The organism is Mucilaginibacter ginsenosidivorax, assembly GCF_007971525.1.
GTDB lineage: Bacteria > Bacteroidota > Bacteroidia > Sphingobacteriales > Sphingobacteriaceae > Mucilaginibacter > Mucilaginibacter ginsenosidivorax.
In genome coordinates this window covers 2565252-2590103 of the sequence record NZ_CP042437.1, presented here as the reverse complement: position 1 = coordinate 2590103, position 24852 = coordinate 2565252, and the positions used below count along the sequence as shown (strand labels likewise).

At 43.4% G+C, this 24852-nt stretch carries 19 protein-coding genes; 12 read left to right on the top strand and 7 right to left on the bottom strand.

Features of this window, described 5'->3' with window-relative positions; genetic code table 11:
* Positions 1-120: 120 nt before the first annotated feature.
* On the bottom strand, positions 121-1467 hold the full coding sequence (locus tag FSB76_RS10695; RefSeq protein ID WP_147053567.1) for an OmpA family protein: 1347 nt from the start codon (positions 1465-1467) through the stop codon (positions 121-123).
* Positions 1468-1615: 148 nt separating this feature from the next.
* On the opposite strand from FSB76_RS10695, the gene FSB76_RS10690 reads away from it, so the two are divergent.
* A complete protein-coding gene (locus FSB76_RS10690) occupies positions 1616-2908 on the top strand; it encodes an aminopeptidase P N-terminal domain-containing protein (RefSeq protein ID WP_147053566.1) in 1293 nt (430 codons plus the stop codon).
* Between the two features lie 53 nt (positions 2909-2961).
* Here the strand turns inward: FSB76_RS10690 and meaB are convergent, their stop codons facing one another.
* Entirely contained in the window at positions 2962-3834 is an 873-nt protein-coding gene (gene meaB, locus FSB76_RS10685) for a methylmalonyl Co-A mutase-associated GTPase MeaB (protein WP_147053565.1), read from the bottom strand.
* A 183-nt stretch (positions 3835-4017) separates the two neighbouring features.
* Between meaB and FSB76_RS10680 the strand changes: the two genes are divergently transcribed.
* The 5 genes from FSB76_RS10680 (at position 4018) to FSB76_RS10660 (ending at position 9863) form a co-directional block, all read left to right on the top strand.
* Positions 4018-5013 (top strand): glycosyltransferase family 9 protein, encoded by a 996-nt coding sequence (locus FSB76_RS10680; RefSeq protein ID WP_147053564.1) that lies wholly within the window; start codon positions 4018-4020, stop codon positions 5011-5013.
* 73 nt (positions 5014-5086) lie between these two features.
* A complete protein-coding gene (locus tag FSB76_RS10675) occupies positions 5087-6088 on the top strand; it encodes a glycosyltransferase family 9 protein (protein WP_147053563.1) in 1002 nt (333 codons plus the stop codon).
* A gap of 99 nt (positions 6089-6187) precedes the next feature.
* The gene (locus FSB76_RS10670) at positions 6188-8062 is read left to right on the top strand and encodes an ABC transporter ATP-binding protein (protein ID WP_147053562.1); all 1875 of its coding nucleotides are present in this window, start codon (positions 6188-6190) and stop codon (positions 8060-8062) included.
* Between the two features lie 38 nt (positions 8063-8100).
* Complete coding sequence (locus FSB76_RS10665; RefSeq protein ID WP_147053561.1) at positions 8101-9051, top strand: hypothetical protein; 951 nt, start codon at positions 8101-8103, stop codon at positions 9049-9051.
* A 2-nt stretch (positions 9052-9053) separates the two neighbouring features.
* Positions 9054-9863, top strand: a complete 810-nt coding sequence (locus FSB76_RS10660; protein WP_147053560.1) for a DUF5672 family protein — start codon at positions 9054-9056, stop codon at positions 9861-9863.
* Here FSB76_RS10660 and FSB76_RS10655 read toward each other — a convergent pair.
* Positions 9851-10756, bottom strand: a complete 906-nt coding sequence (locus tag FSB76_RS10655; protein ID WP_147053559.1) for a glycosyltransferase — start codon at positions 10754-10756, stop codon at positions 9851-9853. The genes FSB76_RS10660 and FSB76_RS10655 overlap by 13 nt on opposite strands.
* Before the next feature lie 286 nt (positions 10757-11042).
* Here FSB76_RS10655 and FSB76_RS10650 point away from each other — a divergent pair, with 286 nt between their 5' ends.
* A complete protein-coding gene (locus tag FSB76_RS10650; RefSeq protein ID WP_147053558.1) occupies positions 11043-12071 on the top strand; it encodes a hypothetical protein in 1029 nt (342 codons plus the stop codon).
* 80 nt (positions 12072-12151) lie between these two features.
* Here the strand turns inward: FSB76_RS10650 and FSB76_RS10645 are convergent, their stop codons facing one another.
* Positions 12152-12835 (bottom strand): porin family protein, encoded by a 684-nt coding sequence (locus FSB76_RS10645; RefSeq protein WP_147053557.1) that lies wholly within the window; start codon positions 12833-12835, stop codon positions 12152-12154.
* Positions 12836-13029: 194 nt separating this feature from the next.
* On the opposite strand from FSB76_RS10645, the gene FSB76_RS10640 reads away from it, so the two are divergent.
* Positions 13030-14754: a glycoside hydrolase family 3 protein gene (locus FSB76_RS10640; protein WP_147053556.1), complete on the top strand. Its 1725-nt coding sequence runs from the start codon at positions 13030-13032 to the stop codon at positions 14752-14754.
* Positions 14755-14860: 106 nt separating this feature from the next.
* Here FSB76_RS10640 and FSB76_RS10635 read toward each other — a convergent pair whose 3' ends face one another.
* Together FSB76_RS10635 and FSB76_RS10630 are read right to left on the bottom strand one after the other, a co-directional pair.
* Positions 14861-15160, bottom strand: coding sequence for a type II toxin-antitoxin system RelE/ParE family toxin (locus tag FSB76_RS10635; protein ID WP_147053555.1), 300 nt, complete (start codon positions 15158-15160; stop codon positions 14861-14863).
* 6 nt (positions 15161-15166) lie between these two features.
* A complete protein-coding gene (locus FSB76_RS10630; RefSeq protein ID WP_147053554.1) occupies positions 15167-15400 on the bottom strand; it encodes an addiction module protein in 234 nt (77 codons plus the stop codon).
* Positions 15401-15540: 140 nt separating this feature from the next.
* Here FSB76_RS10630 and FSB76_RS10625 point away from each other — a divergent pair, with 140 nt between their 5' ends.
* From FSB76_RS10625 to FSB76_RS10605, 4 genes are all read left to right on the top strand, one after another.
* Positions 15541-18711 carry an ATP-dependent helicase gene (locus FSB76_RS10625; protein WP_147053553.1) on the top strand — a complete coding sequence of 1057 codons (3171 nt, stop codon included), beginning with the start codon at positions 15541-15543 and terminating at the stop codon, positions 18709-18711.
* Between the two features lie 292 nt (positions 18712-19003).
* A complete protein-coding gene (locus FSB76_RS10620) occupies positions 19004-19372 on the top strand; it encodes a transposase (protein WP_147053552.1) in 369 nt (122 codons plus the stop codon).
* A 374-nt stretch (positions 19373-19746) separates the two neighbouring features.
* Positions 19747-21090, top strand: a complete 1344-nt coding sequence (locus FSB76_RS10615; RefSeq protein WP_147053551.1) for a M28 family peptidase — start codon at positions 19747-19749, stop codon at positions 21088-21090.
* A gap of 644 nt (positions 21091-21734) precedes the next feature.
* The gene (locus tag FSB76_RS10605; protein WP_147053549.1) at positions 21735-22607 is read left to right on the top strand and encodes an EamA family transporter; all 873 of its coding nucleotides are present in this window, start codon (positions 21735-21737) and stop codon (positions 22605-22607) included.
* A 404-nt stretch (positions 22608-23011) separates the two neighbouring features.
* Here the strand turns inward: FSB76_RS10605 and FSB76_RS10600 are convergent, their stop codons facing one another.
* Positions 23012-24844: a RagB/SusD family nutrient uptake outer membrane protein gene (locus FSB76_RS10600; protein WP_147053548.1), complete on the bottom strand. Its 1833-nt coding sequence runs from the start codon at positions 24842-24844 to the stop codon at positions 23012-23014.
* Positions 24845-24852: the final 8 nt, after the last annotated feature.

Here is a 24852-nt window from a genome sequence, read left to right as displayed (position 1 = left end):
TTACCCGTGCAATGCGTTCGGAATCTTGTTAACCCTGCAAAATCCTTAAATCGTGTCAGAAACAAAGAAAGCCCCGGGTTATCCGGGGCTTTCGCAAATAATGTGTTGTTTTGTTAACGATTATTTTTGTTTGAACTGAACACGACGGTTTAATACACGACCATCTTCTGTTGAGTTATCAGCAATTGGCATAGTTTCGCCGTAGCCTTTGATTTTTACTTTTTTAGCATCAACACCTGAGTTAACTAAGTAAGTTTTTACAGAGTTAGCACGATCTTTTGATAAAGAAAGGTTGTGAGCAGCAGTACCTTCAGATGAAGCAAAGCCATCAACCTCAACACCTTTACCAGAAGCACGCAGGTCAGCAGATGTAGCATCTAACACTGGATAAGATGAAGTACGTAATACTGAGCTATCAAATTCAAACTGGATGTTTGAGTAAGCAGTACCTTTAGGGGCCATACCTTCCATTTTGGTAGTGTCTTTAGGGAACACGATAACGCAACCAGAACCATCAACTACGCTGCCTGCAGCGGTGCCTGGGCATTTGTCAAACTGATCAGCAACACCGTCACCGTCTGAATCTTTTTTCAGGTCGTTAACAGCAGTTTCTACGTTTGTTACACGGCCTTTTAAAGCTTCAACTTCCTGACGTAAAGCTGCATCGTACAATTCGTCATACATCTGAGCAACCGGGTTTACCCACTCTAAGTTCTGTTTTGTTTTTGGACCGAAAGTGTACTCTAAACCACCATAAGTGTAAGAGTAGTGGCTAAATGTAGGGTAAGTGTGGGTACCTGCAAAGTTGTAACCTTGTATAAAGCTAACAGTGTAACCTAAGTTTAAGGCTAACGCGTCGCTAAGTTTGAATTTTACACCTAAGCCAACTGGAGCAAACAATTCTTTAACTGTTTTATCACCGAATGGCAATGTAACAACTGTGCCAGTTGGGCCGGTGTTTTCTTTAATCTTATACACGTCTAAACCTAAACCTGCAGATCCGTAAAAGTTAACGCTGTTTTTGCGGTGTAAAAAGCTAACACTTGCAATGTTAAATACAGCGCTTAATGCACCAGAATTAAAACTGGTTTTGTACCCTGAGATACCAAATTTAGAAGTAGTTGTTACTGACTGGCCAGCTGCAGAATTGGCTGCATCATCTTTACCAGTAACTTTACCACCCAAATAATCAAGTTGTAAGCTAAAAGTGTGCGATAGTTGCTGCCTTAATGAAACGCCATATCCCAAATCAACTGCAAACTTATTTGTTGTGTTGTTTGTAAATGGAACAAGACCATCGGTAATACCAACGCTCACGCCGATACTTAATGTGTTGTACTGTCCGATCCCGCCAAACAATTTGGCAGATCCGGTTTTTGTCGAGTCGGTTTGGGCACTGACCATACCCGCAACCAGCAAAGAAGCAAACGACAGTGCTGCTGTTTTCTTTAATGTAGAATAATTCATAGTTTTTAAGATTAAACGATTTTAATTGTGATTTTTTTCAAATTTAGTAATTATGTTTGAAACGATGACCAAACATTGTTCCAAAAAATGTAATAGTTACACAAATAAGTAAAAAAAATTGATTTATTAAAATAATCAAGGCTTAAATATGAAATATTCGGAAATTTTTAATTCGTTATTTACAAATAATAGAAAAAGTTTCGTTTCGAGAACAAAACCGAACTCGTTGGCCATTTTTCACTCCAATGATGAGTTTCCGGTGAGTGGCGACCAGGTTTTTGCCTTTAAACAAAATCCTGACTTTTTTTACCTTACCGGCATAGACCAGGAGCAAAGCATACTATTACTGTTCCCCGATTGTCCTAATAAAGCATACAGAGAAGTACTCTTTTTAAGACAAACAAATGAACATATTGCCGTTTGGGAAGGGCACAAGTATACAAAGGAAGAAGCCAGGCATGTTTCTGGTATCGAGAGTGTTTACTGGCTGCATGAGTACGACTCAATTTTGCATAGCGTTATTAATTATGCCGAAAATATCTACATCAACACCAACGAAAATGACAGGTATACACATACCGTACCATACAGGGATATGCGGATGTATGAAGCCTTGCGCCAAAAATACCCGCTGCATAAATATGAACGCTCGGCATTGATATTAAGGGATTTAAGGGTTGTAAAATCTGAGCTGGAAATTGAACTGATCCAAAAGGCCTGCAACATCACCAACGATGCGTTTGTACGCGTTTTAAAATTTGTAAAACCCGGTGTTGCCGAGTATGAGATAGAAGCCGAAATTATACACGAGTTTTTGCGGCAACGGGCTACAGGCCATGCCTATAGCCCCATAATTGCTTCTGGCAAAAATGCCAACGTGCTGCATTATATTGATAATAACCAGGTTTGTAATGATGGCGACGTTATCCTGTTTGATTTTGGCGCCCAATACGCCAATTACAATGCCGATATGAGCCGGTCGGTGCCGGTTAACGGGAGGTTTACCCCACGCCAGCGGGCAGTTTACGATGCTGTATTACGTGTAATGCGCCAGGCAAGCAGTATGATTATAGCCGGCACTGTTTTAGGCGAATACCAGGATGAGGTTGGTAAGATAATGACCAGCGAACTGATAGGCCTTGGCCTGCTTGATAAACACGATGTTGAAAAGCAGGATGCCAATGCCCCGTTATATAAAAAATACTTTATGCATGGCACATCGCACCATCTTGGTTTGGATGTGCATGATTTTGCAAGCCGCTATAAAAAATTCGAGGTTGGCAATATACTAACCTGCGAACCTGGTATTTATATTCCGGAGGAAGGCCTGGGAATCAGGATTGAAAACAATATACTGATTACTGCGAACGGTAACCGCGACCTGATGGCCGGTATCCCGGTAGAGGCGGAGCATATTGAAGAGATTATGAATAGTTTTTAGTCGAAAGCCCTCAGTTCTAAGTCGAAACAGGCTTAAAACTTAAGACTTTCGGCTTAGGACTTATCAAACGAATCAACAAAACTATAAAGGTTAAAGTCTTGATGTTTTAAAGCTTCGGTAACATCTTGCTGAAGCTTTTTTTTATCTATATGCTGTGTTAATTTGTATGTTAACAGCTTGTAAGCCTTCTCGGTAAGTAATAACTGGCGGCGCGGATTTTTTATTTGTGCCGGTGTTTTTATAAACCCGGCAACTTCGGCAAGCCCTGTACCCTGCGATGCTGTTGTTTTGAATACTGGTGGCTGCCCGTCTTTTTTTTGCCCTATGATCTTCTTCAGATTATTGGCAAATACATCGGCATCGGCCCTCTCGGCTTTGTTAACAATGAAAGCATCGGCAATTTCCATCAGGCCCGATTTAATGTGCTGCACTTCGTCGCCACCTTCGGGTACCAATACCACAAGGGTAACATCGGCCAGCCCGCTTATTTCAATTTCCGATTGGCCAACACCAACGGTTTCTATCAGCACATAATCAAACCCGGCTGCACGCAGCACATCCGTCATTTCGATGGTTTTGGCCGATAAACCGCCCAACGAACCGCGGGTAGCCAGCGAGCGGATAAAAACATCAGGATGGTTAAAGTGCGAAGACATCCTGATCCTATCGCCCAACAAGGAGCCGAAGTTAAATGGTGATGTGGGGTCGATGGCCAAAACGGCTATTCTGCTGCCATCTTTTAAAAGCAAATCTATCAAAGCATTTACCAGGGTGCTTTTGCCGGCGCCCGGCGGGCCGGTTATGCCAATTACTGGTGTTGGTTTATTAAACACAAGGCCCTTTAATACTTCCTGGCTTCCGGGCAGGTCGTTTTCAACAATGGTTAGGGCACGGGCAACTTGTTTAAAGTTAATGCTATTTGTCATTTCGGTGTTGTTAAAAACAGCTGCCACATTCATGTTTGTAAATGCAAATGACGAAAATTATCATAATAAAAGGCAATATAATCTTTATTATTGCACCTGTACGGCCTGTATTGAGTTTTAAGTTCTGAGTAAAAAAGAATGAATAAGGCGTTCGGCCCAACAGCATATTCAACGTTTGCAACAATGCCCCAGCCCCTCAAATCAAAAATACAGCATATATTAATAAGCCGCACAGATGCCATTGGTGATGTTGTGCTTACCCTGCCCATGGCTGCTTATATTAAAGAGCTGCTGCCAGGAGTAGTGGTTTCGTTTTTAGGGCGCACTTATACCCAACCCGTTATAAATACCTGTGCAGCGGTTGATATTTTTATTAACTACGACGAAATAAAAAAGCTGTCCCAAGCGGAGCAGGTTAGCTATTTGAAAGATAAAAAAATAGACGCCATTATTCATGTGTTCCCCAATAAGCATGTAGCTCAAATAGCCAGGGCCGCCGGCATTAAATTGCGTATAGGCACCACCAATCGCGTTTTTCATTGGTTTACCTGTAACAAACTGGTAAAACTAAGCCGTAAAAAATCCGATCTGCACGAAGCACAACTCAACCTTATATTATTAAAACCTTTGGGCCTGGCAGCTGTCCCTTCGTTACAGGACATCATTGAGCATATCGGTTTTGAAAGCAGGGCACTTTTCCCTCCGGAATTAGCCGGTAAGCTATCCGGCGATAAATTTAACCTCATCATACACCCCAAATCGCACGGCAGCGGGATGGAATGGGGGCTTGATAATTATGGGAAACTTATTGATAAACTGCCATCGGATATATTTAATATTATTATAACCGGGTCTGATAAAGAAAAAATATTGCTGGCTGATTGGATTGCAACCCTGCCCGCTACAGTAGTGGATATGACCGGTAAAATGAGTTTACCACAACTTATTAGTTTAATCAGCCAGGCAGATGGGCTGATAGCCTCGGGTACCGGGCCCCTGCATATAGCGGCTATGGCGGGGATAAACACCCTTGGTTTGTTCCCCTCGGTAAGGCCTATTCATCCCGGGCGCTGGGCGCCATTGGGTAAAAAGGCCGGATTTATGGAAAGCGGGACAGATAATCTGTTGCCATTGTCAGTAAACCTGGTAGCAGAAAAAATAACCAGCTGGCTGCTATAGCAGATAAACGGCGGCCTTTAAAGCCAATTATTGTACTTTTGCCAAATTCATAACGTATAAAAATTAAAAGTTAATGGCCCTGATAGATAACAAACAGATAAAGCATATTTTAATAAACAGGATTGATGCCATGGGCGATGTGGTATTGCAGCTGCCCACCTGTATTTATTTAAAACAGCTATATCCGGATGTTACCATTAGCATGTTGGGCCGTAGCTACACTAAGCCAGTGGTTGATGCCTGCAAGGCAATTGACCATTTTATTAATTATGATGAGATAGGCCCTTTATCAACAAATGAGATAGCTGCTATTTTTAAGGAAAAAGGCATCGATGCCATAGTACATGAGTTTCCGAAAAGGCATATTGCCGAAGCGGCAAAAAAGGCAGGTGTAAACTTAAGGATAGGTACCACAAGCCGTAATTATCATTTTTTTACCTGTAACCGGTTGATCCGACTAAGCAGGGGCAAATCGGACCTGCACGAAGCGCAGCAAAATATTTATTTATGCAAACCGCTTGGCGTTACCCACGTACCAACGCTGGGCACTATAGCATACTATTATAAAGATAATTTTAAACCATCTATTGAATTACCTGCCCGGTTTAAAGATCAGTTAACTAACGATAAGTTTAATTTAATTATCCACTCCAAATCAAACGGTAATGGCAGGGAGTGGGATATGGATAGGTTTACCGCCCTTATTAAGCTTTTACCAGCAGATAAGTTCCGTATTTTTATCACAGGGTCTGAAAAAGAACATGAATTGTTTAAAACATGGATACCGCAACTGCCGGCACATGTAATTGATTTAAGCGGTAAAATGTCGCTTAACGAATTGATTGCCTTTATATACAACGCAGATGGGTTGCTTGCATCCGGCACGGGACCTCTGCATGTTGCAGCCGCTTCGGGCATCCATACCCTGGGCTTATTCCCAATTTCCAGATCAATAAATGCCACCCGGTGGGCCCCCCTGGGCATCAAAGCCGAACATATTGAAAGCGACTCGGATACCCTGGACAGTATTTCTGTCGAGATGGTTTTTGACAGGATAAGCGACTGGGTTAAGTAGATAGCAATAATTAAAGCCTTATCATCGTTTAAATTGCACCCCAAAAACTAAGTATTTATTATGCCGCTATTTAGTTAATTTTGCGGTTCAACTTTTTGAATGAAAACTTATTTCAGATTACTATCGTTTGCCCGTCCTATCGGAAAATTCGCATTTCCATACTTTGTTTTAACTCTTTTATCCATCATATTTAATACATTAAATTACGCATTGCTGGCACCCCTCTTAAAAGCAATTTTTGACCCTGCCGCAAAGAAGTTACTTATACGACCCGAAAACTGGTGGAACCCATTAAAAGATTTAAATTATTTTGCCCAAGTAGCAAACCTGCATTATGGAACTTTGGGAGCGCTCAAATTTATTTGTGTGGCTATAGTTGTATCGGTTTTATTGAGTAACGTGTTCAGGTATTTTTCGCAAAGGATTATGGAGAACCTGCGTATTTATACATTGCTCAATCTGCGCCGTACAGTTTTCAATAACGTAATGAATCTACATCTTGGCTATTTTAACAACGAACGAAAGGGAGACATTCTTTCAAAAATCTCCGCCGACGTTCAAGTTGTCCAATTTTCAGTTACAGGTACGTTGCAGGTAGCCTTTAAAGAGCCTTTTCAGCTTTTATTTTACCTAATAACTTTATTTGTTATCTCTGTTAAATTAACGTTGTTTTCGATGTTAGTTATTCCAATATCTGCTTTTGTTATTTCAAGAATAGTAAAACGATTGAAAGAACAGGCCAAGGCATCGCAGGAAACCTATGGTAATATGATAAGCAACCTCGACGAGGCACTGTCAGGCATCAAGATCATCAAAGCCTTTAACGCAACGCAGTTTATAAAAAATAGGTTTGATCGTGAAAATAAGGAATATTCCCGAATAACCCGTTCAATGGCCAAAAGGCAACAAATGGCTTCACCGGTATCAGAGTTTTTAGGGGTTTTAATGGTAGCGGGTATTGTATTATACGGGGGATCATTGATAATCAACCACGAAGGATCACTTACTGCAGATAACTTTATTGTTTATATTGCAATGTTTTCGCAAATCATGCGACCTGCAAAAGCCATCTCTGACTCATTTAGCAACATTCATTCCGGCATTGCCGCTGGTGAGCGGGTGTTAGCTTTGATTGATGAAAAGCCGCAAATTGTCAATATGCCAAATGCTGTTGAATTAGAAGATTTCAATGATAAAATCACGTTTGAAAATGTGTTTTTTTCATATAATGATAAGTCGGCTTTAAAGGTTCCCGCTACAATGGGAATTGAGCCGGTAGATATTGACAAATCGGTTTTAAAGGGTCTGAATCTCACCATTCCTAAAGGAAAAACAGTTGCCCTGGTTGGGCCATCCGGAGGTGGAAAAACAACGACAATGGATTTGCTGCCTCGTTTTATTGAACCACAGGCAGGGTTAATTAGTGTTGATGGAATAGACATCAGGAATGTTACGATGGAATCGCTGCGTGCTTTAATGGGAATTGTGAACCAGGAATCTATCTTATTTAATGACACGATATTTAATAACATTGCGTTTGGTAAAACCAATGTAACTCAAGAAGAAGTTGAGGCCGCTGCCCGGATAGCCAACGCACATAACTTTATAACAGAAACTTCAAATGGCTATCAAACTAATACCGGCGATAGGGGGACTAAATTATCGGGGGGGCAGCGTCAGCGTATTTGTATAGCCCGTGCAGTTTTGAATAATCCGCCTATCATGTTATTAGACGAGGCTACATCGGCATTGGATACCGAATCGGAAAAACTGGTGCAGGAAGCATTGAATAACCTGATGCAAAACCGTACTTCGCTGATTATTGCTCACCGCCTGAGTACTATTCAAAACGCCGATTTAATTATTGTATTGGATAACGGCCGGGTTGCCGAGCAGGGAACCCACCTGGAGCTGATGAACCATAACGGGGTATACCGCAGGCTGATTGACATGCAAACATTTACGGCCGATTAAATAAAATAGCATTCTCAATAAATTTTTGATTAAGCAAAATGATACAAAAAAAGAGTTTTATAGGTACTTACTGGCTTAAATACACCAATAGGGAAGGCTATAAAACTTATAAGTGGGAGTTAAGCAATTATAAGAAAGTAGAATTTATACAGTTTTTAACCGGTAATGACCGCTTAACCACGCCGGCTAAAATTCAGGCTGCTGCCAAAACCAATCATCAGATCAACTTAAATCACAGTGGCAATGCCGGCGATATCATATACGCTATGGCCACTATAAAAAAGCTGGCCGAAACGGTTAAGGTGCCCATCAACTTGTATTTACGCGCCGGTCAGCCTTTAATGATAGCCAACCCAGCAAAGCACCCCTTAGGCGGTGTAATGCTCAATGCCAAAATGATAGATATGCTGGCGCCCTTAATAAACTCGCAGCCGTACATCAATAGCCTGGGCGAATTAAAGGACGAAGTGATTGACATCGATCTTGATTTTTTCAGAGCCGGGCATATCCCTATGGATAGGTGCAACATTGCCCATTGGTGCGCCTACGTTACCGGGGTAACACCCGATCTTTGGAAAAGCTGGCTTCATGTTGAGCCGGATACGGCCTTTGCGGGTTACATCGTTATTGCCCGCAGCGAAAGGTACCGGAACATAACCACCGATTATTCATTTTTGAGTAAGTATGATAAATTGAAATTTATAGGGGTTGAATCGGAGTACGAGGATATCAAAAAACAAATCCCCAATATTGAATGGGTGCAGGTAAGCGATTTTTTACAAATGGCGCGGATAATAGCCGGTTGTAAATTTTTTATCGGCAACCAGTCGTTCCCATTCTCAATTGCCGAAGCCCTTAAAGTGCCCCGGATACTGGAGGTTTGTTATGATGTGATTAACGTGGTACCAGAAGGGCCCGGCGGGCACGATTTTCTTTTTCAGGATCATTTTGAATCTTTAGTTGCAGAACTTTACACCAAAACAACATAGGTATGATTGCGACCCAAAAAGTTGTTGTAATAGTTCCCATCTATAAAAATGAACTTTCGGCTTTAGAAAAGGTGGCCCTTGCACAAATGCAACGTGTTTTAGCTGCTTATCCGCGTATAGTTGTTAAACCGGAATCCCTTGTTTTATCTGATGAAATAGCTTCTTTTAATTTTACCGGCGAGGAAAGTTTTGAAGATCATTTTTTTAAAGGCATTGAAGGCTATAATGCGCTGATGCTGTCGGATATCTTTTACGGACGTTTTTTGGGGTACGAATTTATGCTTATCCATCAGCTGGACGCTTTTGTATTTACCGATGAGCTTGCTTTATGGTGCAATCAGCCATATGACTACATTGGAGCGCCATGGATACCGCCAGGTAAGTATCCTGACATAGTTAAAGCTATTAAATCAAAAATTCAATTTTATTACCACGCCCGTTATAATGTGCAAAAAAATGGGGTGCCATCGCCAATGCAGTACGAGTACAAGGTTGGTAACGGTGGCTTATCGCTGCGCCGGGTTAATAAATTTCATGAACTTAGTATTAGTATGCGTCACAAAATGGATATTTATTTAACCCGTCATGAGCACGAGTTTAACGAGGATATTTTTTGGAGCATCGAGGTAAACCGTAAGCGCAAATTATTAAAAATTCCATCCTGGAAAGCTGCGCTGAAGTTTTCAATTGAGCAGCCCCCCGCAAGGTGTATCGAGTTAAATAATAACCAGCTGCCTTTTGGATGCCATGCGTGGGATTTGTACCCTGACTTTTGGCGCCCAATTTTTAAAACCTGCGGCTACCAGATATAACTTGCTAAAGAGGGTTTGGATTTAATGTATTTTTTAAAAATATGGAACTTCAGTTTAAAAAACAGCTTTGAGTTGAGCTGAAAAAAACGCCTGTTTTTCCAAAGCATTTTAATGGCGGTAGTTATAGGGTAGTTGAACTTGATTAACTCATCAATAAAATTTTTAAAGGTGTTTTTTTCGATAAAAAAGATCTGTTCGGCTGTTAGCTTACAGGCTTTTATAGGCAAAAATTTGTTCCACTTATTGTGTAATTTCAAATTTTCTTCCATCCATACATCGTTAAACAACCCTTCAGAAAAGTGGTTGAGCAATATATCGAAAGTAACAGCCACTTTATATTTCTGACTTACTGATAAGGAGAAATCGATATCGTACCCATGAAAGCCTTTAAGGGTGATTTCATCAAACATAAATTCCTCGGCTATTTCCCGGGTAGTAGCCATAAATACACCGTCGATACATACTACTTCGGCAAGGCGTTGCTTACCGGGGTTATGGTAGGCATGTCGCGCTTTCTCTTTTTTGTATTTGAATGATTGTATAAGATTATGATAGTGTGTATAAGCGCCCACACCCCCCACACCCGAAGGCGCCAGCGGTTTATAGCTGCTGCCTGCTATGCCTACTAAACCTAATTTGGGGTCTTGCTCAAATAAAGCTAATAGTTTTTGGCCCCAGTTATTGGTTTTTATCAACACGTCTTCATGCACAAAACATAAAAAATCATATTGAGCACGCAGCATGGCTTTATTGTAAACCTCGCAGATGCCCATTTGCCCCTTGCTGTTATCAGTGGCAACAATTTCAAACGGAATGCCGATTGTGGCATCGATATTTTCACTTACCTGTTGCAGATTAGCTTTATTAACGGATGAAATAATAATTGATATCATTCAGTAATATGTTTTTCCGGTAAAAAAGTAGATGTTAATAACCTAACGGATAAAAAACGTATTTAATGCAATTTTTATCGTGTTTAAATCAATTACGTGCGTTTTTGTTAATGTGATACAGCTTTTGCCCAAAAAAGTTTTTTATTTTATTAATAGCTTACCAGCAAATACAGCATAGTATTTGTGCATTTGTAGCAGATATATAAATTATGCCGTATTGCAATAAATGGAAAATGATAATAATGATTACAAGGTGTTTTAAATTGCTAAAAACAACAAACCAGTTTTGACAAAGAATTTGACCGAAATAAAGTGCCTGCCCGCAACCAGGATTTATATTTTTTGCCCGGCAGGGTACGCCACCGGCGGCCCCGAGGCTTTGCACCAGTTGGGCACCAAGCTAAGGCAAATGGATTTTAATGTATTTATGCATTACTACGCTACCCCCGATAGCGTGGATATAGTGCATAAAAACTATGAAAAGTATAGCGTGCCTGTTGCTGAAAATATCGAGAACTACGCCCAAAATATCATCATACTGCCCGAAACGCACCTGCTGCCTATTTTTGATGATAGCTATAAAAAGCTGCGCAAAGTTATCTGGTGGCTTAGCGTGGTTAACTATTACATTACCCAAAACAACCTAACCCAAAGTTTACAGCACAAAAAGTATTTTAAACTGAAAAATTACCTGGGTAAATATCCTACAGCATCATTCGGCAGGCTTAAAGGCCGCAAGGATGTGCAGCACATCAGCCATTCTTACTACTCGCAGGTGCACCTGCTCGAAAATAGTATAAAGCCAGTTGGCCGGATATCGGATTACATGAACAGCGCTTTTTTTGATATGGTAGCCGAAGGTACGCCCAAAGAAAACCTCATAATATACAACCCGGTTAAAAACGACTCCTTTTTAGATAAGATCATTGCCGCTACACCCACCATGAAATGGGTACCTATCAAGGGCATGGCGCCTGCCGAAGTAGCAGCCTTGATGAACAGGGCCAAACTATATGTAGATTTTGGTTTCCACCCTGGCAAGGAGCGTATGCCGCGCGAGGCTTGTTTGATGCGCTGCTGTATGATTATTGGCAAAATCGGTTCGGCAGCTTATCAGCAGGATATGCCTATTCCTGAACAATATAGGTTTGAAAAAGAGGATGGTCAAATCCCAGAAATTATCGGCCGGATAAATGAATGTTTAACTAACTACCATGAATTGATAAAAGATTTTGCGCCTTACCGGCAAATACTTTACAAGGAAGAAGAGCAGTTTGAACAAGATATTCAAAAGGTATTTGTAAAGGATAAATAACAAGAGCCACCCGGCAATCCCGCATGGCTCTTGTTCAATAACTTTAAGCTTAGGCCTTCGGCTTTTAGCTTAAAGAGCTTTTATTGAAATTTAAACCCTAAACCAATTTGCCAAACCTGGTTGCGGTAGTTAGGCAGGTAGGAGTTATCATCCGGACGGCTGGTGGTCAGGTCGATATTATAGCGGCCCCTAAGCTCGATGTTTCGGCTCAAATCAACGCTAAGCCCAATAACACCGCTTACGTCGGTATGGTCGCCGCGGTTGTTATAGTATTGCTCCTGCTCGGTAATAAAACCGGTTTCATAAGTATTTTTGGTTGATGCCAAAAAGTTGATGGATGGGCCTACCAAAAAGTTGAATTGCGGTGCCAGCTTAACCTTTAACAGCAAGGGTACATCAATGTAATTGGTACGTTGCGTAAACTTCCCGTAATCGGTATTGGCTGTATAACCCTTGCCCGAATACAAAACTTCGGGGGCAAATGATATTGGATAAGCAATAGGGATATCCAAAGTTAAACCACCGTTAAAACCGGCGATAGAGTTGGTGCTGAAGTTGGAGTTATCGGCATCAATAGTGTTTGAAATGTTTAAGCCGCCGGTTAGGCCAACTTTTATGCGATAAAAATCGTCCTGGCTTTGGCGCGGACGTTCGCGGCGTTCTTCGCGGTAACGGGGCCTGCGGCGTGGCGGGCCGTAATATCCTTGTGCGCTGGCGTCATATACTGCAAACAGGCAGATAGCAAAAAAAATAATCTTCTTCATGTTAGTGTGTTTTTATATAGCCATAGAATAAAAAATATCGCAAAGGTTTAATTGGACACTAATGGCACGAATTTTTTTCTAATTACACTAATCTGCGCGTAGGTTTTGTCTGTATCACTATCAATTCGTGCAATCCGCTTTAATTGGTGGCAATTCGTGTTGCATCAATTCGTGTTTCGTGTTTACATTTGAACATGCCAAAATTGAAAACCAGCTATTGTTTCGCATTCATAATCTCCCTTAATTTTATCGTTATAAACGCTTTCGCGCAAAAGGAAAGCTACATCCAAAGCCTCAACACGCAAAACCATTGGGTGGATTCTGTTTATCATAAACTGAGCCGTAAACACCGTATAGCGCAATTATTATTTGTGCGGGCACATACCAACAAGGGGCAGGCCTATGCCGATTCGGTTGGTAAAGTGATTAAGGATCAGCAAATTGGCGGCCTGGTGTTTTTCCAGGGCGGCCCCGGCAGGCAGTTAAACCTGGTTAACCAGTATCAAAAACTGGCAAAAGTCCCTTTGCTGATAGCCATGGACGGTGAATGGGGCCTGGGTATGCGCCTGGATTCGACCGTATCATACCCATACCAGATGACGCTTGGCGCTATACAGGATAATACACTGATATACAAAATGGGGCGCCAGGTGGCCGCCGATTTTAAACGTATAGGCGCTCATTTTAATTTGGCGCCCGATATGGATGTGAATAATAACCCTAATAACCCTGTGATCAATTATCGCTCATTTGGCGATAATAAATATAACGTGGCCAAAAAGGGTATAGCCTATTTTACAGGTATGCAGGATGCCGGTTTGCTAACCGCCGCCAAACACTTCCCCGGCCATGGCGATACCAATGTTGATTCGCATTTTGATTTGCCCCTGCTGCCTTATAGCCGGGCCCGGCTTGATTCGTTGGAAGAATACCCCTTTCGGGAGGCTATTGCGGCCGGCATCAGCGGGGTGATGATAGCCCACATGAGCATCCCGGCATTGGATACCACTACTCATTTGCCGTCTACATTATCGCGCCCCATCATTACCGGTATTTTAAAAGATTCGCTGAAGTTTAAAGGCCTGGTGGTATCAGATGCCATGGAGATGAAAGGCGTTGTAAAATATTTCCCTAATGGCGACGCTGATGTGAAAGCTTTTGTTGCCGGTATGGATGTTATCGAGCTATCTGAAAATTCCGATCGTGCAATTAATCTTATCCGCAAAGCATTGCGTCACGGTGCCATCAGTAAAGCCGAGTTTGAAATCAAGGTAAAAAAAGTACTTGCAGCCAAATATTGGGCCGGGCTTAACCAGTACCGGGAAGCATCCCCCTTAAATCTTAACGCAGATATTAACAGCCCTGCGCAAAAAGACCTGGTGCAGCAACTAAGTGATGCCGCGGTAACCATATTGAAAGGCGATGCATCAACCATTAAGCTGAACCCGTTTTTAAAAACCGCTATTGTGAGTATTGGCGTATCCTCGCCAACGGCGTTTCAGCAGGAAGCTGCCAAAAGCTTCCCCAACTGCAAGCTGTTTATGGTTGATAAAAACACCCCGGCTATCGGCCTTAAAAATATACTTTCGTTGTTAAGTCAGTACCAGCAGGTAATAGTGGGCGTGCATGATACCCGCCTTCGCCCCCAAAGCAAGCTGGACTACAACAGCGACGTGAAATTGATGATAGCCGATTTGGCCGGTCGGCCTAATACGGTGATCAGCGTTTTTGCCAATGCCTACACCATAGCCGGCCTGCCCGGTATCGAAAAAAGCAAAGCCCTGATGGTATGCTATCAAAACAGCCCCGAGCTGCAAAAATCAGTAGTGAAAGTGCTAATGGGTACTTTGAAGCCAACTGGTAAATTGCCGGTAAGTGTTAATGTGTTTTTCCCTACGGGGACGGGGATAGGGTTGTAGTGGGGGGAGAATTATTTGCGTTAGGGATGGGCGCGGATACCGGCCCGAGCGTAGTGCCTGCAGGCGTATGAGCATACAGCCCGGGCCGTAGGTAACGCCCAAAAGACTATTTTCGAATTTTTTTGTTTGGATTACGACTGGTATGAAATATGGCCATCACGGTAATCTGTTTCAAATTTTCATCGATTACATAAACAATCAGGAAAGGAAATTTTTCCGTTAATGCCTGGTGAAATTGATTATAGTCGGCCTTGTAGTGATAAGGGCTCCTGCTAATTTGATTTAGCTTTCTGCGGATGGCTGTTTCAAACACGTCGCCAAGTCCCGATTGTTGCTCTTCGTACCACAAAAATGCATTTGAGAATTCCTTAGTTGCTTCCTGCCGGATTTTTAAATCATAACTCATCGATAATTATTTTATCAATGATTGTTTTGCCATAGTCAAGGTTTCATCCCAGGTAAATGATTGGCCTAATCCGTTTTGATGGTCACTAAATCTTTTGTCCAATTCCTCTCTTTGGGCTTTGGTGAGTTCGTAACCGTCAGAGATTTCATTTTGTAACAAGGTATAAATAGCTTTTAATTTATCATCTTCTGCCGTTTCAATATATTCATGCAATTGTTTTCTTATTTGTGATGTACGCATATATTTTACCTTTTCACAAATTTAAAATATTTCGGTGAAGTTCTATGCAATGTAGACGCTAGCAAATAATTTATTTAGAACAACATTACCATCCCCAAGTTGCCATCCCGCCCGGCCTTTCCTATCTTTACTCAACAATTATGCAATCCAACTTCAACAAATACAACGATAAATTTCAATCAGCATTAGCCGGGCTAAACCCCGAGCAATTGGCTGCCGTAAATAAAATGGACGGCCCGGTACTGGTAGTTGCCGGGCCGGGTACCGGTAAAACGCAAATACTGGCGGCGCGAATTGGCAAAATATTAACTGATACTGATGCCCTGCCCAGCGAAATCCTTTGCCTAACCTATACTGATGCCGGGGCGGTGGCCATGCGCAAGCGCCTGTTTGAGTTTATTGGCCCCGATGCTTACCGGATTAATATATATACGTTCCATGCCTTTTGTAACGAGATTATCCAGGAAAACCTGGAGTATTTTGGCAAGCTGAACCTGGAATCACTGTCCGACCTGGAATCGGCCATGCTGTTTCGCGAGTTGGTGGACGAGTTTGCTAATGACCACCTGCTGAAACGTTTTACAGGCGACGTGTATTACGATACCAAACGCCTGAAAGACCTGTTTAGCACCATGAAGCGCGAGAACTGGGATGCGGCTATGATTGAAAAGGCCGTGCAGGAATACCTGGACGATATCCCCAACCGCGAGGAGTTTGTGTACAAACGCGCCAACTCTAAAACCGGCATCAAAGTCGGCGATCCCAAACAAAAGGACATTGATGCCGCGCATGACCTGATGAAAAAACTGGTAGCCGCCGTACGCGAATACCAGAACTACGATGTTAAAATGAAAGCCAAGGGCCGCTATGATTATGACGACATGATCATTTGGGTGCTGCGTGCTTTCCGCGATAACGATGAGATACTGCGCAAATACCAGGAGCGCTACCAGTATATTTTGGTAGATGAGTTCCAGGATACAAGCGGGTCGCAAAACGAGCTGCTACGCTTTTTGCTTAACTACTGGGATGTACCCAACGTGTTTGTGGTGGGCGATGATGACCAGTCGATATTCAAGTTCCAGGGTGCCAACATGAGCAATATTCTTGATTTTGCCAGCGATTATGTGAGCACCCTTAAAACGGTGGTGCTGAAGCACAACTACCGGTCGAACCAGCACATATTGGATATTTCCAAAGCACTGATTGATAACAACCAGGAGCGCTTAACCAAACAGCTAAAGCTCGATAAGGATTTACAGGCTTCGCACGCGCGCTTCACGGAGATGGCCGTTGAGCCTGTGATTCGTGAGTACGAGAACCCCGACCAGGAACTGGTAGATGTATCAGCACAAATAAAAAAACTGATTGATAAGGGTGCCGAGCCCGGAGAGATAGCCGTAATTTACCGTAACCACAGCCAGGTAGAAGAAATGATCCAATACCTGGAGGTAAAAAAGATAGCCGTAAACACCAGGCGTAAAATAGATATTTTAACCCAACCCTTTGGCGAAAAGATCATCAACATTATGCGCTACCTGATGCAGGAACTCGATTCGCCCTACAGCGGCGATGAACTGCTGTTTGAGATACTGCATTACGATTTCTTTAATATAGCACCCATCGAGATTGCCAAAGCCAGTATAGCGGTATCGCAGGAAAACTTTGCAGCCAACAGCCGCGATAAGGTAAAAACATCCATCCGCCGGTACATCAGCGAGCTGCGGCCACCTGCCCAGCCAGATCTGTTTGCGCCGGATAAGTATATGGAGATGAGGTATCTCATGAACAATATTGATGATTTGCTAAAATCGGCCGTAAATTCAACGCTGCAAGCGTTTTTCCAGGATGTGATTGCCAAAATGGGCATCCTGAAATACATTATGCAGCAGCCCGATAAAGGCGGCTATATGCAGATGCTTACCAGTTTCTTCGATTTTTTAAAGGACGAGAGCCGTAAGAACCCGGATATTAAACTGTCCGACCTGATAGCCACCATCGAACTGATGAAAAAGAACGGCATCCGGCTTGATTTGAACAAAGTGATCTTCAGCGATAACGGGGTAAACTTTTTAACTGCTCATGGCTCCAAAGGGCTGGAGTTTGAGCATGTGTTTTTTATTGGCTGCGATAAACGTACCTGGGATAGTAAGGGCCGCAACAGTGGTTTTAGCTTGCCGGATACCCTTACCCGCTCGGCAGCCGACGATATTGCGCAAAAAGAGGAGGCCCGCCGCTTATTTTATGTGGCCGTTACCCGCGCCAAACAATGCCTCATGATATCATACGCCGGCAAGGATAAAAAAGGAAAAGACCAGGAAGCAAGCCAGTTTATAGGCGAGATTTTAGCCAGTACCGATACACAGCTGCAATACCCCAAAGTGCCCGCCGATACCATGGTTGATTTTATTGCTACCCAGTTTAGCGAGGTTGAAAAACCAAAGGTTGAACTATTGGATAAAAACTACATTAACCAGCTGCTGCAAAGCTACACGCTTTCGGTAACGCACCTGAACAACTACCTGGATTGCCCGCTGCGGTTTTATTTTCAGTGTTTAATCAGGGTGCCATCGGGCAAAAGTCCGTCGGCCACGTTTGGTCAGGCGGTGCACTGGGCTTTGAATAAAACATATCGCCTGTTGAAGGAAAACCAGGACGAGTTCTTGTCGACCGAGCAGTTCATGAATGAGTTTAAATGGTACATGGCCCGCAACCGCGATTCGTTCACCAAAGATGAATATAAGCTGCGCCTGGCTTACGGCGAGAAGATATTGCCGCCTTATTACGAGCAAAATGTTGGCGGCTGGAACAAGATTGCCGTAACCGAAAAATCGATTAAAAATATCGAGATAAACGGCGTACCTATTAAAGGTAATCTGGATAAAATGGAGTTCGACGGTAAAAACGTTACCGTAGTTGATTATAAAACAGGTAAAGTACGTAATGCCAAAGACAAACTGCTGCGCCCCACATTTGATGCGCCCATGGGCGGCGACTACTGGCGCCAGGGCGTGTTTTACAAAATATTGGTTGACCATGACCGCACCAACGACTGGGAGGTTATTGACACCATTTTTGATTTTGTTGAACCTGTAAGCGAAGGCGAATATTACAAAGAGAAATACGTGATCAGCCCCGCAGATATTGAGCTGGTAACCGAGCAGATCACCGATACCTACGCCAAAATTATGGCCCACGAATTCAGTACCGGTTGCGGCAAAAAAGAGTGCGACTGGTGCCATTTTGTAAAAACGAATTTTAAACAGGCAGAGGTGGTTTTGAACGCGGTAAGCGAGGAGGAAGAGGGATAGTTTTTTGCTGGCAAATGCATTTTTTGTAGAGACGCATAATTGCGTCTCCCGCAGGACATTCAAAATTTACAAGGCAGCAATGTCTGTTTGTCAAATGAAAAATCAATATTATTACGACGTGCATTGCGGAATTAAACACTGTGCCTGAACGCGGGAGACGCAATTATGCGTCTCTACGTTGGGAAGAAAATTCTATTACTTGTAGAGACGCATAATTGCGTCTCCTTTAGGATATTTGCAAGGCCGGAAGCTCAAATAAAGCAACATAGAACGCCGGACTAACGTGCAACAAATGGAAGATAAGTACCAAAAGAAATACAGGATCTCATCGCCCCGTCTTGCAGGATGGGACTACGGTTCGCATGGTTTATATTTTGTGACTATTTGTACTAAACATCGTATTCATTATTTGGGCGAGGTTATTCAACCCGAAAACCGGAGCGACGCTTTTGTCGAATACACGGATATAGGCAAGATCGCCCATGATAATTGGTTAAAAATAACGGAATTTCATCCATTCGTTAAGCTCGATGATTTCTGCATAATGCCAGACCATATGCATGCGATCCTTTTTATTGATAAGCCTGATAAAACATCATGGGAAGTAAATAAATTGTGGCGCACAAAAAGGAAATTTGGCGGCAGTTTTACGCGGGTATAAGTCATCGGTAACAACATTTGCCAATGATAACGAGATAGATTTTGCCTGGCAACCCCGGTACTATGACAGGGTTATCAGAGATGATAAAGAATATAATAACATTCGTGAGTATATTTATAATAATCCGAGAAATTGGCTGGCAGATAATGACGGGTTTGAGAATCTTTATTTTTAGAGAAGTGTCATTTTTGTAGAGACGCATAATTGCTTCTCCCGCAGGACATTCAAACCATACAATAGTTTAAAATATCACATTAATACACCAATTAAGAGAAAACGCAATTCTGAAGATACCACGGGATTAAACGTTGTATCTGAACGCGGGAGACGCAATTATGCGTCTCTACAGAAAAAAATAAAAAACGCACCCACCTATGAAATACATCACCATCCTCCTTCTCTTCGTCACCACCATCACCTCTGCCCAAACCATCATTAAACAGGATGCGCAGATTAAGCAAATGGTTGATGAGGTATCGTCCAAAAACATCGAGGCTACCATCCGCAAACTGGTTAGCTTTAAAAGCAGGCATACTTTAAGCGATACCACCGGCAAAACCACCGGTAGTGGTGCTGCACGAAACTGGATCAAGGGCGAAATGGAAAAATACGCCTCGGAATCGGGTGGGAGAATGACGGTTGCCTTCGATACATTTACCCAGCCAAAAGGTACACGGATTGATAAGCCGGTAAAACTGAAAAACGTATTGGCCATACTTAAGGGCACCGACCCAACAGATACCCGCGTTTACCTGGTATCGGGTCATTACGATTCGCGGATTAATGATGTGATGGATGCTAATGGGGTAGAACCGGGCGCCAACGATGATGCATCGGGTACGGCGCTTTCTATGGAATTGGCCAGGGTAATGGCCAAACGTTCGTTCCCGGCAACCATAATTTTTATGACAGTGGTGGGCGAGGAGCAGGGGCTTTACGGTTCGACCAATGTGGCCAAACGCGCCAAAGCCGAAAACTGGAATGTAGATGCCATGCTGAACAATGATATTGTAGGCAACACCCATGGCATGGAAACCGACCTGAAGGATAACCGCAGCGTGCGGGTTTTTAGCGATGGCATCCCCACCAATGCTACCGATAAGCAGGTGGCAGCGCTAAAATCATTGGGCGGCGAAAATGACAGTCCATCGCGCGAGCTGGCCCGCTATGCCAAGGAAACCGGCGAACGCTATGTTGACCAACTGGATGTAAAACTCATTTACCGCCGCGACCGCTACCTGCGCGGCGGCGATCACCTGCCGTTTTTGGAGCAGGGCTTTACGGCTGTAAGGTTTACCGAAATGAACGAAGATTTTAACCGCCAGCACCAGAATATCCGCACCGAAAACGGCGTAGACTACGGCGACCTGCCCGACTTTGTAGATTTTAACTACGTACAAAAAGTAGCCCGCATGAACCTGTCGGTGCTGGCCAACCTGGCCCTGGCGCCTGCCCGGCCACAAAACGTAGGCATTGTAACCAGCGACCTTACCAACAAAACCAAACTAACCTGGGAAGCACCATCCGCAGGCAAAAAACCGGCAGGCTACTACGTACTGATGCGCGAAACCACCAGCGCCTTTTGGGAACGTAAATTTTACGTAGCTGATACAACGGCTACGCTGGCCTACTCAAAGGATAATTACTTTTTTGCAGTGCAATCGGTAGATGCTGATGGGCACGAGAGTTTGCCGGTGTTTCCGAAGCCGATACGTTAATTGCCAGGGTATATGGAAATTAGTAATATCATAAATTTAGTTACCGCTGCTCTCTTTGGCGGAACCTTTGTAATAGTTCCCTTGCTTATAATTGTTCATCTTTTAAAAATCCGGTTGTATAAGATAGATAAACAGGTATTGATACAGGCTGTTAATACCTGCTTGCTTTTTGGTTCTACCATTTTTTTGATATCATTAATTGCAGAGATATTTAGGGCGTATTATTCACAGGCTGATTATCAGCAGTATGTTTTTCTCAATCGTTACACGGGGCCATTATGGTATGTAGGGGCTGTAGAGATAATTAGTAAGTTATTGTTGCCTCAATTGTTTTGGATTAAAAAATTTCGGAAGTCTATGAGTGCTTTAATCTGCATTTTTTGCATCATGATATTTTTGAAGGTTGTCCCGTTATTAATAATGTTTTTATCGTCGCTTGTGTTATTTAAAAGTATCAGCATCGGAATTGCTTACCGCTTAAGCTATTCCTGGCATGATCTCTTAATTTATATCGTAATTTTAACAGTATTCTATTTTAATTTGAAACGAAAAAAGTTAAGTCAGGCTGTATCTGTTTAAGCATGGTTACTTTTGTTTCAAACTAACAATTTACCTTTAAAAATTAGAAGGGCAGCTACCACCAAATGCAAAAAAACAAAATACCCATACGCCCATTATTAGCGGTTTTAGGTTCGATACTAAGCGTTCAAATTGGGGCAGCTATAGCTAAGGGATTGTTTCCGGCTCTTGGTGCTTCGGTAACCGCCACCTTGCGGATTGGCTTATCCGCACTGATGTTGCTTGCGGTGAACAGGCCCGGATTAAAAACCCTGACAAAAGTACAATGGCGGGCGGTTATCCCTTACGGATTGTGCCTTGGGGCCATGAACTTGATTTATTACCTGGCATTATCACGCATCCCGTTGGGGATAGCGGTCACGCTTGAGTTTATGGGGCCGCTGCTGCTGGTAGTATTCAGCTCAAAACGGCTCATCGAATTTTTATGGGTATTGCTTGCTGCTGCCGGAATAGCATTGATGACACCCTGGAACAACACCAACATTGATTTATTTGGCGCGGGCATGGCCCTGCTGGCAGGCGCTTTTTGGGCCGGGTATATTGTTTTGGGCCGCAGGGTATCGGCAGTGTTAAACGGTGGGGAGGCTGTTACCATAGGTATGCTGTTTGCATTAATTATTACATTGCCATTCGCCTTCGCAAGTGGCGGCATGCTGAATTTCAACAGCAGCATGATTATCCCTGCTGTAGGGTTGGCATTATTTTGCAGCGCTGTCCCGTTTTCGTTAGAGATGTATGGCCTCAAATACATTCCCACCAAAACCTTCAGTATCCTTATGAGCATGGAGCCCGCTGTAGGTGCTATTTGCGGGTTGATTTTTCTGAAAGAGTATCTTTCGGTACAGGAATACGCCGCGGTTGTGCTGGTGGTAATCGCAAGTGTAGGGGCAACAATTGGTAACCGCGAAAATATAGGTAAAATAGCCCCCGACGTTTAACCGTCGGCTCCCAAATGGCTGTAATCCGGATATTGGAGCAACAGTGAAGCGTTAGGCAAATGCCAGGATATATGGGCCGTTCCTGCGGAACTTTGAATAGGCGTGGCTATCTTGTCCACAGGTTAAAACCCGTGGCTAATAGATGATCCGCCCGCTACGCGGACTTTGATGCGGGATCGAGACACTTATGGTCAATTGAGAGATTTATTTTTTTGACTTAAGACTCTCAACTCCGCACCCGATGAGTTTTTTACGTTTACCTTCCTCCAGGGGTGTAGCTCCGCAACATATTGTAGCCACGGGTGGAACCCCGACAATTAAAACAGAGAACCGTAGGTTCGGCACATATAAATTAAAAAAGGCCGTCCCTTTCGAGACAGCCTTTCATTGCACCTAAACCCGGATTACCAACCCGGATTTTGGGTTAGTTGGGGGTTTAATGTAATTTGTTGGGATGGAAGGGGGTATAAATAATTTTTTTCGCCAAATAACCTGGCGGTTTGATCCAGGATCAGGTTGCCATTGGCATCTTTGGCGTTTGTTGGTACGGGCTTTACAGGGTCTGGGCCCAACTCCGCCTGAGTTCCGGTGTATTTATACAACACCGGCCATGGGCTTACAAAAGCGGCAGCATTGCCATAAGCAGTACCACCTACGTTAGTTACAAGGTCGGTTGTGCCGCTGTGCCAGCGTTTAATGTCGTCAAACCTGAAATCTTCGTCATAAAGCTCTATCGTACGCTCTCTTCTTATCTCGGTACGCATATCCATATTATTGGTATTCACCAGTGCATTGCTAAGCCCCGGCATGCCATTGGTTGAATTGCAGCGCAGGCGCACAAGGTTTACAGATTTGTTAAGGTCGGCATCTGAAATTATTCCGTTTCGTTCATATACCGCTTCGGCATAGTTAAGCAGTACTTCCGCATAGCGAATTACCGGGTAATCTTCCGATTCTTTACCATCAACCAATTGCCTTTCTGATATCCATTTCTGATTGCCGTAGCCGTAAGGTTTTGCCGGCCCCAGCGAATTTGCCCTGTCGGCCGCATCGCCGGTCCAGTTAACACGGCCATTTATGCTGTACCAGTAATACTGGTAAGTAATTTTAATGGTGTATTTTAAACGGTTATCGCGGTTCTGGAATTCTGACAGATAGGTTTGAAAGCCGCCAAACTGCGGCGATTTTTCAACCGGCAGCCCATCGGTACACAAAAACATATTTACAAATTTTTGCGCTACGCCGGTTGCCATGGTGCTGCGGCTCACAAATACGTTAGCCGGCTTCAGCACGTCATCATATCGGGTAGATAGTATGTATTCATGGTTGGCAGTTTTGGTGATACCCGCAGGATTTGATTTGATGTTTTCAAGTATGAATAAATATTTCAGGCAGGAGTCGCCCAGTACAGTGCTGTTGCCGCCAAGAGCGTTTGAAGCCGCCGTGCCAAACAGTGCATACTGGTTACTGGCCATAACTGCGGCACTTGCCGCTATCGATTTATCCAACAAGGCATTATACCGCGCTGCATCGCCCGATCTGAATTTTTGCCAGGTACCTTCATAAAGTGCCACGCGGCTCAAAAATGCCTGCGCTGCCATCTGGGTTACACGGCCAAAATCTGCTGAGTTGGTTGATAGGGAAACCGGCAGGGCTGGTATGGCTGCCTGCAGGTCGGCTATAATCAAATCGGCTACCTGGTCGCGGGTGGCCCTGGCGCCAAACAACTCCGGCGAGGTAAGGTCAAGCGGCTTGGTAATCAGGGGCACGCCACCGTATTGCTGTAAAAGATCAAAATAGGTATACGCGCGGAAAAATTTGGCCTCGGCCACATATTGGGCTATTTCGGCAGGCCTTGGGTAAGATGCCGCTTTATCCAGCAGGTAATTGGCAGCCCTTATCCTGCCATAATCAACAGTCCAGTTTCCGGCGTTACCAAAGCCGGGCTCGGTAACGGGTACAATGTTGGTACCCGAGCCGTAGGCACCACCGCCGCCAAACAGGTCTGACCGGCCATCGGAATGCGGATTATCAGACAAGCCGTTAATGGTGGTAAAGTTTTTAAGATAGCCGTAATACTGGTTGGCAAAAGTTTTAAAATCTGTTGGTGATTTAAAGTAGGCCGCATCTGATAATTGGTCAAGCGGCTTTAAGTTGAGTGCTTTATTACATGACATTATAGTAAAGCCAAAGGCAAACCCTATAACCGACATGAACTTGATATATTTCGTCTTCATTTGATATC